Here is a 15,108-nt window from a genome sequence, read left to right on the forward strand (position 1 = left end):
GGATGTTCGCGTGACGCGCCGATCCCAGACCCGACGCGCCGGCGTGTCGCGCAGAATTCCCGACGACTCGCATCAGCCGTCCAGCCCTCCACACCCTTGGAGTGCACGCGATCCATCCACTTTCGCGCCAGTCACCGTGCCGGGCGCGCTCGATCCGGCGAACAGTCTTCGCATGCAACCTGTTCAGATGGCGGTGGCGCGGTGCGCCGCCTTGGGCGGATTCGCCCGCACGTCACAGCTCGCCGACGCGGGGGTGAGCCGGACTACGTTGCGCCGCGCCGTCGACGCCGGCGCGATGGAACGTCTTCGCGAGGGCGTCTACGCCCACCCGGGGGTCAGCGGGGATGCGCGGGTGGCGGCGCTGCATGGCGGCATGGTCGGATGCATCTCCGCAGCACGTGCGCTCGGGCTCTGGGTCATGCCCTTCACCGGGGTGCATGTGATGCTCGCGATGCGCGGACGGGCGCATTCGCACCCGGGTTGCGAATGCGTGGCGCATCGCACGACCCGCCCGATCGTGCTCGGTGGGCGATCGGGCGTGGGTGACGCGCTGCTCTCGGTGCTCGGGTGTCAGGGGGAGGAGGCCTTCGTCACCAGTCTGGAATCGGCGCTGAGGCAACGCCGTCTGAGCGCGAACCAGCTCACCAGGCTGCGTCGTCGCATGCCGGCGGCTCGGCGTTGGCTCCTCGACTTCGCGCGCGCCGACGCGGACAGCGGGTTGGAGACGCTGCTGAGGTTCAGACTGCACGCGTACGGCGTCGAGATGCGATCGCAGGTTGCCATTCCCGGCGTCGGGCGGGTCGACTTCGTGCTCGGGGACCGGCTGATCATCGAGGTCGACGGCCGCGGGAATCATGCGGACCGGCCGCGCCGTCACAAGGATCTCGTGCGGGATGCGATCGCCGCCGGTCTCGGGTTCGAGACACTCAGATTCGACTACGCCATGATCATGCACGATTGGCCGACCGTGCGCTCGACCGTTCTCGCGAAACTCGCGGCGGGCGCACACATGTCGCCCAGAGCTGATGCGAGTCGTCGGGAATCCTCCACGACACGCCGCAGATGACGGTGGGTGGTACGGCGTGTCGTGCGATCTTCCCGACGACTCGCAGCGAGTCGTCGGAGGGAGGTGGTGGAACGGCGGCGCCGGGGCGAACCGATACTGTTGAGAGCGTGACTTCAGAGAATCCCTTCGGACAGGTGCTCGTCGCGCTCGTCACGCCGATGACGGCGGACGGCGAAGTCGATTGGCCCGGGGTCGAGAAGCACATCGACGAGGTCATCTCGGCCGGCGCCGACGGCATCGTCGTCACCGGGACGACGGGGGAGACCTCGACGCTCACCGACCCCGAGAAGATCCGCCTGGTCGAGGTGGGCAAAGACGTCGCCGCGGGGCGAGCGAAGATCATCACGGGCGGCGGGTCGAACGAGACCGCGCACGCGATCGAGCTGTATCAGCACTCCGAGCAGGCGGGCGCCGACGGCATCATGATCGTCACCCCCTACTACAACAAGCCCACGCAGGCGGGCATCCTCACCCACTTCCGCATGGTCGCCGACGCGACCGACCTGCCGGTCATCCTCTACGACATCCCCGGCCGCACGGGCGTGCCCATCAGGTACGAGACCATCCTGCGCCTCGCCAAGCACCCGAACATCCTCGCGGTGAAAGACGCCAAGGGCGACTTCTCCGAGGTCAGCCGGGTCCTGAACCAGACCGACCTGATGTACTTCTCGGGTGACGACGCCAATGTGCTCCCGCACCTCTCGATCGGGGCATCCGGCCTGATCGGGGTCACGGCCAACATCGCGCCCGCGCCGTATCGCACGATGATCGACGCCGTGAACGCGGGCGACCTCGCCACGGCGACCGCCGCGCACCGGCAGCTCGAACCGCTCGTGCGGGCCGTCATGACGCACGTGCCGGGAACGGTCGCCGCCAAGTACATCCTGCACGGCCTCGGCCGGATCGACAGCCCGCGCGTGCGGCTGCCGCTCGTCGGACCCGAGGAATGGGAGGCCGCGCTCATCGAGGACGAGATCGACCTCGTCGAGGGCGTCACCGGCGTCGACTTCCACAACTTCCGCCCCGACCGCAACGCCGCCGCAGGCGGCGCGCTGCCGAAGGTCGCCGGCACGACCCGCTGACGCAGGGCCCGAGACATCCGCGGTCGCACAGGCGCCGCAGCAACTGCACACCGAACCAAAGGAGGGCACATGCCCGATACCGTCTTCGATCCTGCCCCGCTCCAGCCCGGCACCCTGCGCATCACGCCCATCGGCGGCCTCGGCGAGGTCGGCCGCAACATGACGGCGTACGAGCTCGACGGCAAGATCCTGATCGTCGACTGCGGCGTGCTGTTCCCGGAAGAGCACCAGCCCGGCGTCGACCTGATCCTGCCCGACTTCGGCTTCCTCAGGGAGCGCCTGGACGACGTCGTCGGGGTCGTGCTCACGCACGGCCACGAGGACCACATCGGTGCGGTGCCGTATCTGCTCAAGGTGCGCGCCGACATTCCGCTGATCGGCTCGACGCTCACGCTCGCGCTCGTCGAGGCGAAGCTCAAAGAGCACCGCATCAAGCCGTACACCCTGACCGTGGCCGAAGGCCAGCATGAGACGCTCGGGCCGTTCGACCTCGAGTTCATCGCGGTGAACCACTCCATCCCCGACGCGCTCGCGGTCGCCATCAAGACCCGCGCGGGCACGGTGCTCGCGACCGGCGACTTCAAGATGGATCAGCTGCCGCTCGACGGCCGGCTCACCGACCTGCGCGAGTTCGCGCGGCTCGGCGAAGAGGGCGTCGACCTGTTCATGGTCGATTCCACGAACGCGGATGTCCCGGGCTTCACGCCGCTCGAGAAGGACATCGGTCCCGTGCTCGACCAGGTGATCTCGCGGGCGACCAAGAAGGTCGTCGTCGCGAGCTTCTCGAGCCACGTGCACCGCGTGCAGCAGGTGCTCGACGCCGCCGTCGCGAACGGACGCCGCGTGGCGCTGCTCGGGCGCAGCATGGTGCGGAACATGACGATCGCCGAGGATCTCGGCTATCTGAAGGTGCCCGAGGGCGTGCTCATCGACTTCAAGAAGGCCGGCGACATCCCCGACGACCGCATCGTCTACATGTCCACGGGCTCGCAGGGCGAGCCGATGGCGGTGCTCAGCCGCATGGCGAACCGCGACCACCAGATCGAGATCGACGAGGGCGACACCGTCATCCTCGCCTCGAGCCTGATCCCGGGCAATGAGAACGCGGTGTACCGGGTGATCGACGGGCTCACGAAGCTCGGCGCGAATGTCGTGCACAAGGGCAATGCCAAGGTGCACGTCTCGGGTCACGCCGCCGCGGGCGAGCTGCTCTACTGCTACAACATCCTGAAGCCCAAAAACGTGCTGCCGATCCACGGCGAGTACCGGCACCTCGTCGCGAACGCGAAGCTCGCGCGCGAGACCGGCATCGCCGAAGCGCGCACGTTCATCGGCGAGAACGGGACCGTGTTCGACCTGCGCGACGGTGAGATGCGCGTGGTCGGGCAGCTCGACCTCGGCTTCGTGTACGTCGACGGTTCGACGGTCGGCGCGATCACCGACGCGGATCTCAAGGACCGCCGGATCCTCGCCGAGGAGGGCTTCATCTCGGTGATCGTCGTCGTCGACGCGACGACCGGGCACGTGATCAGCGGCCCCGAGATCCACGCGCGCGGCTTCGCCGAGGACACCGCGGTGTTCGAGGACGTCAAGCCCAAGATCGCCGCGGCGCTCGCGGAGGCCGCCCAGAGCGGTGTGCGCGACTCGCACGCGCTCGCGCAGATCGTGCGCCGCACGCTCGGGACCTGGGTGAACCGCCGGCTCCGCCGCCGGCCGATGCTCGTGCCGCTCGTCATCGAGGCCTGACCTCGGTCTGATCCGAGACACTCGCGGCCGGCTGCCGGCCGGCATCGGTGGTCGGCCGTAACGTGGTTCGCATGGCTACGGGCACCCGGTCGAACAAGCGTGCTTCGGGCGCGAGCACCCGGGCGACCTCGACACGTCAGGCGACGGCGGCGACCAAGAAGCTTCCCGCTTCGCGGGCCTCAAAGCAGGCGGCGCCCGTCGACGAGCGTCCGAACGTGCTCGTGCGCGCCTGGATGGGGCTCGCGCACGTCGTCGGCGGCGGCGCTCGAGCGCTGGGGCCCGAGACGCTCGCGAAAGAAGAACGTCGCGACGGGCTGCCCTTCTTCATCGTGCTGCTCGCGGTCGCGGGTGCGGTCATCGAGTGGTTCCTCATCAACGAGCCGGTCGCGCAGACGCTCGACGCCTGGACCTTCGGCGCCCTCTTCGGTCGCGTCGCCTTCGCGCTCCCCGTGGTCATGCTGCTGTTCGCGGTGTGGCTGTTCAGGCACCCGAGCTCGGTGCACGACAACACCCGCATCGGCATCGGGCTCGCCCTGTTGCTGGTCTCCGTCTCGGCGCTCTGCCACATCTTCGGCGGCCAGCCCGCGCCGAGCGAAGGCATGCCGGTGCTCGCCCGTGCCGGCGGCATCCTCGGCTGGATGCTCGCGGAGCCGCTCGCGTTCCTGATCACGCCGATCGGTGCGACGGCGGTCGTCATCCTGCTGCTCGTGCTCGCGCTGCTGATCATGACGAAGACCCCGCCGAACCGCATCGGCGCGCGGTTCCGCGAGCTCTACGACTGGCTCTTCGGCGCGGTCGCCGAGGACGGCGACGACCCGGCCCCCGAACCCGCGCCCAAGAAGAAGCGCGGCCGGGCCGAGCGCACCGAGCAGGTCGAGCTCGACGGCGTCGACGCAGACGAGGACGCACCCTCTGGGGGCATGCTCCCGTGGTGGCGTCGCAACGACTCGAATCGCGAAGAGGACCCGGCCTTCGAGTCGGCCGGCGCCGATGGCCTCACCGAGGTGTTCGGCCCCGGCTCGGCCGATGGCAGCTTCGAGACCGCGCTCGAGGGCGAGGGCGGCCCCGATGCCTACGGCACCGAGGTGCTGAGCGACCTCGAGCGCGCCGAGTCCGCGCTGCAGCGGTTCACCGGCGAGGCGCCGCACGGCGCCACCGGCCTGCGTGCCGACGACGCAGGTGCGACGGGCGTCATCCCCGGCCTCGACCCGCTCGCCGCCGACGACGACCCCGCGCCGGCGGAGCCGGCGGCCGACGGCCTCGGCGCCGAGCCTGCCGAGCCCGAGCCCGAGCGTCCGTACCACCTGCCCTCGGCCTCGACCCTCGCCGCCGGCGCACCCGCGAAATCGCGCTCGGCCGTGAACGACGAGGTCGTACGTCAGATCACGGGCGTGCTCGAGCAGTTCGGCGTCGACGCGAAGGTCACGGGCTTCTCGCGCGGACCGACCGTGACCCAGTACGAGATCGAACTCGGCCCGGGCGTCAAGGTCGAGCGCGTCACCGCGCTCTCGAAGAACCTCTCCTACGCGGTCGCGTCGAACGAGGTGCGCATCCTCTCTCCGATCCCCGGCAAGAGTGCCATCGGCGTCGAGATCCCCAACGCCGATCGTGAGATCGTGACCCTCGGCGATGTGCTGCGTTCCGGCGCAGCCGTCGGGGCGAAGCACCCGATGACGATCGGCGTCGGCAAAGACGTCGGCGGCGGTTATGTCGTGGCGAACCTCGCGAAGATGCCGCATCTCCTCGTCGCCGGCTCGACCGGCTCCGGCAAGTCCAGCTTCGTCAACTCGATGATCACGAGCCTGCTCATGCGCGCCAAGCCGTCAGAGGTGCGCATGGTGCTGATCGACCCGAAGCGGGTCGAGCTCGCGCCGTACGCGGGCGTTCCGCACCTGATCACGCCCATCATCACGAACGCCAAGAAGGCGGCCGAGGCGCTGCAGTGGGTCGTGAAAGAGATGGACATGCGGTACGACGACCTCGCGTCGTTCGGATTCCGCCACATCGACGACTTCAACAAGGCCGTCGTCAACGACGAGATCGTGCTCCCCGCGGGCAGCGAACGCACGCTCAAGCCGTACCCGTATCTGCTCGTGGTGGTCGACGAGCTCGCGGACCTGATGATGGTCGCCCCGCGCGACGTCGAAGACTCGATCGTCCGGATCACGCAGCTCGCGCGAGCGTCGGGCATCCATCTCGTCCTCGCGACGCAGCGCCCCTCGGTCGATGTCGTCACGGGTCTGATCAAGGCGAACGTGCCGAGCCGGCTCGCCTTCGCCGTGACGAGCGTGACCGACTCGCGTGTCATCCTCGATCAGCCGGGCGCCGACAAGCTGATCGGCCAGGGCGACGGTCTGTTCCTGCCGATGGGGGCGTCGAAGCCGATTCGCGTACAGGGCGCGTGGGTCGCCGAGGGCGAGATCGAGCGCGTCGTCACGCACGTCACCCGGCAGGCCCGGCCCGAGTACCGCAACGATGTGCAGGCGGTCGTCGAGAAGAAGGAGATCGACGCGGACATCGGCGACGACCTCGAGCTGCTGCTCGCGGCGGCCGAGCTCGTGGTCTCGACGCAGTTCGGCTCGACCTCGATGCTGCAGCGCAAGCTGCGGGTCGGTTTCGCCAAAGCCGGCCGGCTCATGGACCTGCTCGAGTCGCGTGAGGTCGTCGGCCCGTCCGAGGGGTCGAAGGCGCGTGACGTGCTGGTCACCGTGGAGCAGCTTCCGGGCGTGCTGGCGAAGATGCGCGGCGAGGAGCCGGCCACACCGCCGGGCGCGACCGCCGCGCCCGCCGCACCGCCCGCCGCTCCCGCTGCTGCACCGCCCGCCGCGCCCGTCTCGGACGACGACCGCTACGACGATCCCGTCGGGCGGATCGCCGAGGACCTGCCCGAGGTCGAGGGCGACTCCGACGAGGACGCCTGGGGGCTCACCGGTCGCGACTGAGCGACGACTATCCTTGGGGGCATGACCTCCTCCGCCGGAAGCCGCGCGCGCTCGGCGAACTGGAACCTTCCGAACGCCATCACGATCGTCCGGATCCTGCTCGCGCCGGTCTGCTTCTGGCTCATCCTCGCCGATCAGGGCGACGACGTCGTGCTGCGCTGGCTCGCGACCGGACTGTTCGTGCTCGCCATCGCGACCGACGGCATCGACGGCCACATCGCACGCAGCCGGGGCCTGATCACCGACCTCGGCAAGCTGCTCGACCCCATCGCCGACAAGCTGCTCACGAGTGGCGCGCTCGTGTGCCTCTCGATCCTCGGCGAGCTCCCGTGGTGGGTCACCGCGCTCATCATCCTTCGCGAGGTCGGCATCACGGTGTGGCGGCTCGTCGAGCTCCGCCGCGGCAATGTGGTTCCCGCCGCGTCGGGCGGCAAGCTCAAGACCGTCGTCCAGGCGGTCGCGATCTCGTTCGCGCTCGCGCCGCTGCCGGCGCTGCTCGGCGACTGGGTCGACTGGCTGAACACCGCGCTCATGGCCGCGGCGCTGGTCCTCACGGTCTGGTCGGGCGCCCTGTACGTCCGCGACGCGGTGGTGCTCGGACGTGAACGCCGGCGCGCCTGAGGGCGGCGGCGTGCATGAGGCCCGCCTGAGCGGCGAGCGCGCCGCGCGGCTCGTCGCGCTCCTGGCCGAGCGTGAGCGCACCCTCGCGGTCGCCGAGTCGCTCACGGGCGGACTGGTGGTCGCGCGCATCGTGTCCGTGCCCGGGGCATCCGCCGTCCTCACCGGAGGCGTCGTCGCCTACGCGACCCAGCTCAAACACACGCTGCTCGGCGTCGACGCGGCGCTCCTCGCGGAGCGCGGCGCCGTCGACGCCGAAGTCGCGCGGCAGATGGCCGATCGGGTCCGGAACGTCTGCGCGGTGAACGGCCGCGCCGCCGATCTGGGGCTGGCGACGACGGGCGTGGCCGGGCCGGACCCGCAGGACGGGCATCCGCCGGGCACGGTCCACCTCGGCATCGCCTCAGCCCGGGGCATCCGTGCCGTGTCGCTCGAGCTGACCGGGAGCCGCGCCGAGATCCGCGCGCAGACCGTCGACGCGCTCATCGAGGAAGCGCTCGCCGAACTGGCCGAGCCGATCTCCACAGGTGCGGAATAGGGTTCGTGAACTCCCTGTTACATACACCGGGTTCACACGGAAGGTCCAGTGTGAAACGCTAGAGTCAAGGCATGGTGGCAGGGGTAATCTGACCCTCCCGCTTCTGGCTCGACCCAAGTGAAGGAGGTTCCGATGGTTCTGGTTCGACAGGAGATCGGCGACGTGCTGAGGGACTTCCGACTCCAGAAGGGTCGCACGCTCCGTCAGGTCGCGAGCAAGGCGAGCGTCGCGCTCGGCTACCTCAGCGAGGTCGAGCGCGGTCAGAAAGAGGCGTCGAGTGAGATCCTCGCCTCGGTGGCCGATGCACTCGACACGCCCATCTCCGTGATCATGCACGAGGTCGGCGACCGCATCGCGGTCCTCGAGGGCGTGACTCCGGTTCCCGACAGTCTGCCCGATGAGCTCGTCGCCGAGTTCGACGCGGACATGATGGTCCGCTGACCCACACGATTCCATACGCGCACCGGCCGGTCTTCGGACCGGCCGGTGCTGTGTTCCCCCGAGATGTGCCACGCCCGCCGGTGATTGCGAAAGTTTCATGAAGCTCAGCGAGTTCAACGTCGCGGTCGACGACGAGTTCGGCGCCGGCTACGGGCGGGTGCTCCTGCAGGACCTCACGCTCGAGGCGCTGGGTGGGCGCACGCCGCGCGAGGCGCTCGGCGCGGGCATCGCGCCGCGCGACGTCTGGCTCGCGCTCTGCGAGGCGACGGATGTCCCGGCCGCGCGCCGTCACGGCGTCGGGCAGCGCGAGCCCGGAACGCGGTGAGCGCGCGGGCGAAGACGCCTTCGACACGCGGCGTGTCACTCGAACATCTGTTCGGATCGCGGAGTAGGCTCCTGCACAGCTGAGGTCTCGATCGACGTCCTCCCCATCACACGACTCCCCGTCGGGCGATGTCGGTGGCCGGCTCTATCGTCGGAGTCGAACGGAACTTCCGCACCCGCCTTGTCGTGACGCTCGCGAAGGTCAGCCAGACCGAGTCACCGCGACAGCCTGAAGGCAGCCGAACCGAGCTTCGAAGGAGCCAGCACATGCCATCACCTGTAGACCGCGAGAAAGCGCTCGAAACCGCACTCGCCCAGATCGACCGCCAGTTCGGCAAGGGTTCGGTGATGCGCCTCGGCAGCGAAGAGCGTGCACCGGTCGAGATCATCCCCACCGGCTCCATCGCGCTCGACGTCGCGCTCGGCGTCGGCGGCCTCCCGCGCGGCCGCATCATCGAGATCTACGGTCCGGAATCGTCAGGTAAGACGACGCTGACGTTGCACGCGATCGCGAACGCCCAGCGCGCAGGCGGCATCGCCGCGTTCGTCGATGCCGAGCACGCGCTCGACCCCGAGTACGCCAAGAAGCTCGGTGTCGACATCGACTCGCTGCTGGTGTCGCAGCCCGACACCGGCGAGCAGGCGCTCGAGATCGCCGACATGCTCGTGCGGTCCGGCTCGATCGACCTCATCGTGATCGACTCGGTCGCGGCGCTCGTGCCGCGTGCCGAGATCGAGGGCGAGATGGGCGACTCGCACGTCGGGCTCCAGGCGCGCCTCATGTCGCAGGCGCTCCGCAAGCTCACCGGTGGGCTGAACCAGACCAACACCACGATGATCTTCATCAACCAGCTGCGCGAGAAGATCGGTGTGTTCTTCGGCAGCCCCGAGACCACGGCGGGTGGCAAGGCGCTGAAGTTCTACGCGTCGGTCCGGCTCGACATCCGGCGCATCGAGACGCTGAAAGACGGCACCGAGGCGGTCGGCAACCGCACGCGCGTCAAGGTCGTCAAGAACAAGATGGCGCCGCCCTTCAAGCAGGCCGAGTTCGACATCCTCTACGGGGTGGGCATCTCGCGTGAGGGCAGCCTCATCGACTACGGCGTCGACCAGGGCATCGTCAAGAAGTCCGGCGCCTGGTACACCTACGACGGCGATCAGCTCGGCCAGGGCAAAGAGAACGCACGCAACTTCCTGCTGCAGAACCCCGACATCGCCGCCGACATCGAGCGCAAGATCCTCGTGAAGCTGGGCATCGGGGCCGGTGCCGCAGCCGAGGGGCAGCACCCTGCGAACGTCGAATCCCTCGACGCGAAGCGCAAGGGCGCCTGACCGGCGACGATGCGGGCGGCTGACGCCGCACGCACGGACCGTACCGACGGCAGAGCGCGAGACCGGGGAGGGGAGCGATGCGCGACACATCACGTGGTGGCGAGACCGAGCACCTCGCCCCGGTCTCGTATCTTCCGTGGGCGATTCCGGGCGTCGACCGGGGCGGCGACGCGAGTGCGCGCCGGAGCGCGCGTCCCGCCGCCGAGGTCGACTCCGATCGCGAGGTCGATGCCGAGGTCGATGCCGAGGCCGACGCCGACCGCTGGAACGAGGCGTCAGACGACGACTCGTGCGAGCGTCTGCAACGGCAGTATCCGGCGCGGCGAGGCACGCATCCCGCTCGAACGGGTTCGGGTCGCCCGGTGGCGCATCTCGACGGGCGTGCCGAGACCGCCGACCCGGCTGAGCCGGGCGTCGAGCGCGACGCGCGCATCGACCGGTTGGTGATCGGCCGCCTCCGCAGATCGTCGCTCTCGGTCGCCGAGGTGCGCGACGTTCTGACCGAGCACGGTCTCGATGAGGCCGAGGTCGACGAGTGGATCGAGCGCTACGAGCGGCTCGGCTATCTCAACGATGTGCGGCTCGCCGAGCAACTCGTCCGCACCGGCGCCGAGCGGCGCGGGCGCGGAAGCGGTGCGATCCTCGCCGAGCTCACCCGGCGCGGCGTGAGCGCCGAGGCGACCCGGGCCGCGCTCGAGGCTCTCGATCCCGACCTCGAGCGGAACACGGCACTCGCGGTCGCCGAGCGCCGGGCCCGCCAGCTCGGTGGGCTCGACCGCCAGGTCGCCGAGCGGCGACTCACGGCATTCCTGCAGCGACGCGGCTACGACGGCGCCGTCGTGCGCGAGGCGGTTGCCGCGGCCCTCTCCACACACGGATCGTAGGCCGCGCGGATCGCTCGTAGACTGGATCGATCATGAGCACCCTCAACGAGGCCGCGCCCGCCGAGGCCGCGCCCGCCGAGACCGCGCCCGCCGAGACCGCGACGATCGCGCCGCGCACCTACGAGGTGCGCACGTTCGGCTGCCAGATGAACGTGCACGACTCCGAGCGCCTGTCGGGTTCGCTCGAGGCGGCGGGCTATGTCCCGGCCGACGGCGTCGAGCCCGACATCGTCGTCATCAACACCTGTGCCGTGCGCGAGAACGCCGACAACAAGCTCTACGGCAATCTCGGCCACCTCGCGAGCGTCAAGAAGCGCCACGCGGGCATGCAGATCGCCGTCGGCGGCTGCCTCGCGCAGAAAGACAAGAACGTCATCCTCGAGAAGGCCCCCTGGGTCGACGTCGTCTTCGGCACACACAACATGGGCGCGCTGCCGAGCCTGCTCGAACGCGCCAGGCACAACGAGGAGGCGCAGCTCGAGATCCTCGATGCGCTCGAGGTCTTCCCGTCGACGCTGCCGACCAAGCGTGACTCGAGCTACAGCGGCTGGGTCTCCATCTCCGTGGGCTGCAACAACACGTGCACGTTCTGCATCGTGCCGTCGCTTCGCGGCAAAGAGAAGGACCGCCGCCCGGGTGAGATCCTCGCCGAGATCCAGGCCCTCGTCGACGACGGCGCCATCGAGGTGACGCTCCTCGGCCAGAACGTGAACTCCTACGGGGTCGAGTTCGGCGACCGGCAGGCGTTCGGCAAGCTGCTGCGCGCGGCCGGGCAGATCGAGGGTCTCGAGCGCATCCGCTTCACGAGCCCGCACCCCGCGGCGTTCACCGACGACGTCATCGATGCGATGGCCGAGACGCCGAACGTCATGCCGCAGCTGCACATGCCGTTGCAGTCCGGTTCCGACCGGGTGCTCAAAGCGATGCGCCGGTCGTACCGATCCGAACGGTTCCTCGGCATCCTCGACCGGGTGCGCGCCCGGATCCCCGACGCGGCGATCTCGACCGACATCATCGTCGGATTCCCGGGCGAGACCGAGGAGGACTTCCAAGAGACGCTCCGCGTGGTCGAGGCGGCGCGGTTCGCATCGGCGTTCACGTTCCAGTACTCGGTGCGTCCGGGCACGCCGGCCGCGACCATGGACGACCAGATCCCGAAAACCGTCGTGCAAGAGCGGTACGAGCGGCTCACGGCCCTGCAGGATCGCATCTCGCGCGAAGAGAACGAGCGGGTGATCGGTCGCTCGGTCGAGGTGCTGGTGTCGACCGGCGAGGGCAAGAAGGATGCGGAGACGCACCGGCTCTCGGGCCGCGCCGAAGACAGCAGGCTCGTGCACTTCGAGGTCCCTGCGGGCTCCGAGCAGCCCCGCCCGGGCGATGTCGTCTCCGTGACGATCACCGAGGCGGGGTCGTTCCACCTCATCGCCGACGCGGTCGACGGCTCGCCGCTCACGATCCGGCGCACTCGAGCCGGCGACGCCTGGGATCGGCAGCAGGCCGACAGCTGCGGTGTGCCCACGACGCCGGGGGCTTCGAGCGCCGCCGCCGGGCGGGTCTCGCTCGGCCTGCCATCGCTCAGGGTGCGAGATCCGCTCGTCGCCCCGGGTGTGGGCACCATGCCGATCTACGATCCGACCGACTCACAACGCTGACGTGACTCTCATCGCGATCGTCGGCGCGACCGGCACCGGGAAATCCGGCTTCGCGCTCGACCTCGCCGACGCCCTGTCGCGCACCGGACGTGCCGCCGAGGTCGTGAACGCCGATGCCATGCAGCTGTACCGCGGCATGGACATCGGCACCGCGAAGCTCGGCCCCGGCGAACGCCGCGGCGTGCCGCATCGGCTGCTCGACGTGCTCGACGTCACCGACGAGGCATCGGCGGCCGTATATCAGGCCGCGGCGCGCAGCGAGATCGAGCGCATCGAGACGGCCGGCTCCGTCGCGCTCCTCGTCGGCGGCTCCGGTCTGTACGTGTCCGGCGTGATTCACGACTTCCGATTCCCGGGCACCGATCCGGCGATCCGGGCGCGGCTCGAGACCGAGCTCGCGACCCTCGGCGCGGGCGCGCTGCACGCCCGGCTGCGCGAGATCGACCCCGAGACCGCCGCGAGCGCCGATCCGGCGAACGGGCGTCGGCTCGTCCGGGCGCTCGAGGTCATCGAGCTGACCGGCGAGCCCAAGGCGGCACGCCTGCCCGACGAACCGGTGCCGTGGCGCCCGCACCACGTCGTCCATCTCCACAGCGATCGCCCGTCGCTCGTCGAGCGCCTCAACCGGCGAGTCGAGGCCATGTGGGCGACCGGTCTCGTGGACGAGGTCTCCGGCCTACTGCCCGCGGGTCTCGAGCGCGGCGTCACCGCGCGGAGGGCGATCGGCTACGCGCAGGCGCTCGCCCAGCTCGACGGGCGGATGACCCGATCCGAAGCGATCGCGGAGACCCAGCAGCTCACCCGGATCTACGCCCGCCGGCAGGTGAGCTGGTTCAAGCGCTACCCCAGCCAGGTCGTGCTCGACGCCACCGACCCGGCCGCTCGCGCGGGCGAGCTGCGTCGCTTGGCCGCCCTAGACTGATCCGCATGCCATTCGATCTGCGGTTCACCAAGGGGCAGGGCACCGGCAACGACTTCGTGCTGTTCGCCGACCCCGAGGGGGACACCGAGCTCACGCCGTCGCAGATCGCCGCGGTGTGCGACCGGCGGTTCGGGGTCGGCGCCGACGGACTCATTCGCGCGGTGCGGTCGCGCAATCTCGAAGCCGGCGCGTCGGCGATCGCCGAGGCCCGCGACGCGGTGTGGTTCATGGACTACTGGAACGCCGACGGCTCGGTCTCCGAGATGTGCGGCAACGGCATCCGGGTGTTCACGTCGTATCTGCTCGATCAAGGGTTCGTCGAGCTGCCCGCCGGCGGCGAGCTCGCGATCGGCACGCGCGCCGGGGTCCGCCGGGTGAGCCGGTCGGCCGACGGATTCCAGGCCGATCTCGGTGTCTGGCGGCTGTCGGGAGACGACTCGCTGGTGCGCGCCAAGAGCCTGCCGGTCGCCCGTCCCGGCCTCGGCATCGATGTCGGGAACCCGCACGTCGTGGTCGCGCTGGCCGACGACGACGAGCTCGCCGGGCTCGACCTCGGGTACGCGCCCATCCTCGAGCCCGAGCTGCCGGCCGGCGCGAACGTCGAGTTCGTGGTTCCCGCGGATCCGCTCGTCGAAGACGGCATCGGACGCATCCGCATGCGCGTGCACGAACGCGGTTCCGGCGAGACGCTGTCGTGCGGCACCGGTGCGGTGGCCGCGGCGCTCGCGGTGCGGCACTGGGCCGGCGCGGGGGCGCCGAAGGACTGGCGGGTGCAGGTGCCGGGTGGCACGCTCGGCGTTCGCATGTTCGACGCCGCCGATGGCGAGCACGTGGCGCTGTCCGGCCCGGCCGAGCTCGTGTTCGACGGTGTGCTGAGCCTGGCCTGACGACGTCGTTCCCGGCGCGACGGGCGTTCAGCCGCGACGGACCTCGAGCAGCCGGAACCCCTTCGACGTTGCGGCCCGCGTCACCTCGTAGCCATCGGCGAACTCGGTCGCGAGCCAACGCTGGAACGAGTCGGCGCCGAGGTGCTTCTGCACGACGAGCCAGGCGGCGGCGTCCGATTCGAGTCGCGGCAGCCACTCGTGCATGAGGCCGTGCAGCACGGCCTTGCCGACCCGGATCGGCGGATTCGACCAGATCGCGGCGAAGCGCACGTCCTCGGGAACATCGGCGGCCAGCACGGCGTTCACATTGGTGACGCCGAGGCGCTTGGCGTTGCGTCGCACGAGGTCGAGGGCCCGCTCGTTGACGTCGAGGGCCCAGACCGTGGCATCCGGCGACGCCATCGCCATCGTGAGCGCCATGGGGCCCCAGCCCGCGCCGAGGTCGAGCAGATGCCCCGTCGAGGGTGGCTCGGGCACGGCGTCGAGGAGCGCCTGGGTGCCGGCGTCGACGTGCTGCGGGCTGAACACGGCGGGTGCCGTCACGACCTTCAGGTCGCGGCCAGCGAGACGGACCGCGATCTCGCGAAGCGCCCCAGGCGCGGCCGGGCTCGACGAGAAGTAGTGCTCCTGGGACATAGGGGGAACCTATCGCACAGGAATCAGAAGTAGGGTGG

Annotated in this window: 14 protein-coding genes; 13 read left to right on the forward strand and 1 reads right to left on the reverse strand. The window is 70.0% G+C overall.

The window, feature by feature from the left end; genetic code table 11:
• Nucleotides 1-10 precede the first annotated feature (10 nt).
• From QU602_RS08750 to dapF, 13 genes are all read left to right on the forward strand, one after another.
• On the forward strand, nucleotides 11-1,066 hold the full coding sequence (locus tag QU602_RS08750; RefSeq protein WP_308799893.1) for a type IV toxin-antitoxin system AbiEi family antitoxin domain-containing protein: 1,056 nt from the start codon (nucleotides 11-13) through the stop codon (nucleotides 1,064-1,066).
• 158 nt (nucleotides 1,067-1,224) lie between these two features.
• The gene (gene dapA, locus QU602_RS08755) at nucleotides 1,225-2,148 is read left to right on the forward strand and encodes a 4-hydroxy-tetrahydrodipicolinate synthase (protein ID WP_373692923.1); all 924 of its coding nucleotides are present in this window, start codon (nucleotides 1,225-1,227) and stop codon (nucleotides 2,146-2,148) included.
• A gap of 69 nt (nucleotides 2,149-2,217) precedes the next feature.
• Entirely contained in the window at nucleotides 2,218-3,894 is a 1,677-nt protein-coding gene (locus QU602_RS08760; RefSeq protein ID WP_308799895.1) for a ribonuclease J, read from the forward strand.
• Nucleotides 3,895-3,965: 71 nt separating this feature from the next.
• A complete protein-coding gene (locus QU602_RS08765; protein WP_308799896.1) occupies nucleotides 3,966-6,836 on the forward strand; it encodes an FtsK/SpoIIIE family DNA translocase in 2,871 nt (956 codons plus the stop codon).
• A gap of 21 nt (nucleotides 6,837-6,857) precedes the next feature.
• Nucleotides 6,858-7,457, forward strand: a complete 600-nt coding sequence (pgsA, locus tag QU602_RS08770; RefSeq protein WP_308799897.1) for a CDP-diacylglycerol--glycerol-3-phosphate 3-phosphatidyltransferase — start codon at nucleotides 6,858-6,860, stop codon at nucleotides 7,455-7,457.
• Nucleotides 7,458-7,467: 10 nt separating this feature from the next.
• Entirely contained in the window at nucleotides 7,468-7,992 is a 525-nt protein-coding gene (locus QU602_RS08775; protein WP_308799898.1) for a CinA family protein, read from the forward strand.
• Nucleotides 7,993-8,124: 132 nt separating this feature from the next.
• Nucleotides 8,125-8,433, forward strand: a complete 309-nt coding sequence (locus QU602_RS08780; protein WP_308799899.1) for a helix-turn-helix domain-containing protein — start codon at nucleotides 8,125-8,127, stop codon at nucleotides 8,431-8,433.
• A 97-nt stretch (nucleotides 8,434-8,530) separates the two neighbouring features.
• A complete protein-coding gene (locus QU602_RS08785) occupies nucleotides 8,531-8,758 on the forward strand; it encodes a DUF3046 domain-containing protein (protein WP_308799900.1) in 228 nt (75 codons plus the stop codon).
• A gap of 266 nt (nucleotides 8,759-9,024) precedes the next feature.
• Nucleotides 9,025-10,089 (forward strand): recombinase RecA, encoded by a 1,065-nt coding sequence (recA, locus tag QU602_RS08790; RefSeq protein WP_308799901.1) that lies wholly within the window; start codon nucleotides 9,025-9,027, stop codon nucleotides 10,087-10,089.
• Between the two features lie 77 nt (nucleotides 10,090-10,166).
• Nucleotides 10,167-10,973 (forward strand): regulatory protein RecX, encoded by an 807-nt coding sequence (locus QU602_RS08795; protein WP_308799902.1) that lies wholly within the window; start codon nucleotides 10,167-10,169, stop codon nucleotides 10,971-10,973.
• Between the two features lie 32 nt (nucleotides 10,974-11,005).
• Nucleotides 11,006-12,625: a tRNA (N6-isopentenyl adenosine(37)-C2)-methylthiotransferase MiaB gene (miaB, locus tag QU602_RS08800; RefSeq protein ID WP_308799903.1), complete on the forward strand. Its 1,620-nt coding sequence runs from the start codon at nucleotides 11,006-11,008 to the stop codon at nucleotides 12,623-12,625.
• A gap of 1 nt (nucleotide 12,626) precedes the next feature.
• Entirely contained in the window at nucleotides 12,627-13,547 is a 921-nt protein-coding gene (gene miaA / locus QU602_RS08805) for a tRNA (adenosine(37)-N6)-dimethylallyltransferase MiaA (protein ID WP_308799904.1), read from the forward strand.
• Nucleotides 13,548-13,552: 5 nt separating this feature from the next.
• Nucleotides 13,553-14,434, forward strand: a complete 882-nt coding sequence (gene dapF, locus QU602_RS08810) for a diaminopimelate epimerase (RefSeq protein ID WP_308799905.1) — start codon at nucleotides 13,553-13,555, stop codon at nucleotides 14,432-14,434.
• A gap of 27 nt (nucleotides 14,435-14,461) precedes the next feature.
• Here the strand turns inward: dapF and QU602_RS08815 are convergent, their stop codons facing one another.
• Entirely contained in the window at nucleotides 14,462-15,070 is a 609-nt protein-coding gene (locus QU602_RS08815) for a class I SAM-dependent methyltransferase (protein ID WP_308799906.1), read from the reverse strand.
• Between the last annotated feature and the right edge of the window lie 38 nt (nucleotides 15,071-15,108).

The sequence above is a fragment of the Agromyces protaetiae genome (genome assembly GCF_030866785.1).
In the GTDB taxonomy this organism is placed as follows: Bacteria; Actinomycetota; Actinomycetes; order Actinomycetales; family Microbacteriaceae; genus Agromyces; species Agromyces silvae.

Coding starts and splice junctions, on each gene's coding strand:
- dapA (WP_373692923.1), top strand. CDS start 1,225: ATGACGGCGGACGGCGAAGTCGATTGGCCCGGGGTCGAGAAGCACATC.
- QU602_RS08760 (WP_308799895.1), top strand. CDS start 2,218: ATGCCCGATACCGTCTTCGATCCTGCCCCGCTCCAGCCCGGCACCCTG.
- QU602_RS08765 (WP_308799896.1), top strand. CDS start 3,966: ATGGCTACGGGCACCCGGTCGAACAAGCGTGCTTCGGGCGCGAGCACC.
- pgsA (WP_308799897.1), top strand. CDS start 6,858: ATGACCTCCTCCGCCGGAAGCCGCGCGCGCTCGGCGAACTGGAACCTT.
- QU602_RS08780 (WP_308799899.1), top strand. CDS start 8,125: ATGGTTCTGGTTCGACAGGAGATCGGCGACGTGCTGAGGGACTTCCGA.
- QU602_RS08785 (WP_308799900.1), top strand. CDS start 8,531: ATGAAGCTCAGCGAGTTCAACGTCGCGGTCGACGACGAGTTCGGCGCC.
- recA (WP_308799901.1), top strand. CDS start 9,025: ATGCCATCACCTGTAGACCGCGAGAAAGCGCTCGAAACCGCACTCGCC.
- QU602_RS08795 (WP_308799902.1), top strand. CDS start 10,167: ATGCGCGACACATCACGTGGTGGCGAGACCGAGCACCTCGCCCCGGTC.
- miaB (WP_308799903.1), top strand. CDS start 11,006: ATGAGCACCCTCAACGAGGCCGCGCCCGCCGAGGCCGCGCCCGCCGAG.
- dapF (WP_308799905.1), top strand. CDS start 13,553: ATGCCATTCGATCTGCGGTTCACCAAGGGGCAGGGCACCGGCAACGAC.
- QU602_RS08815 (WP_308799906.1), bottom strand. CDS start 15,070: ATGTCCCAGGAGCACTACTTCTCGTCGAGCCCGGCCGCGCCTGGGGCG.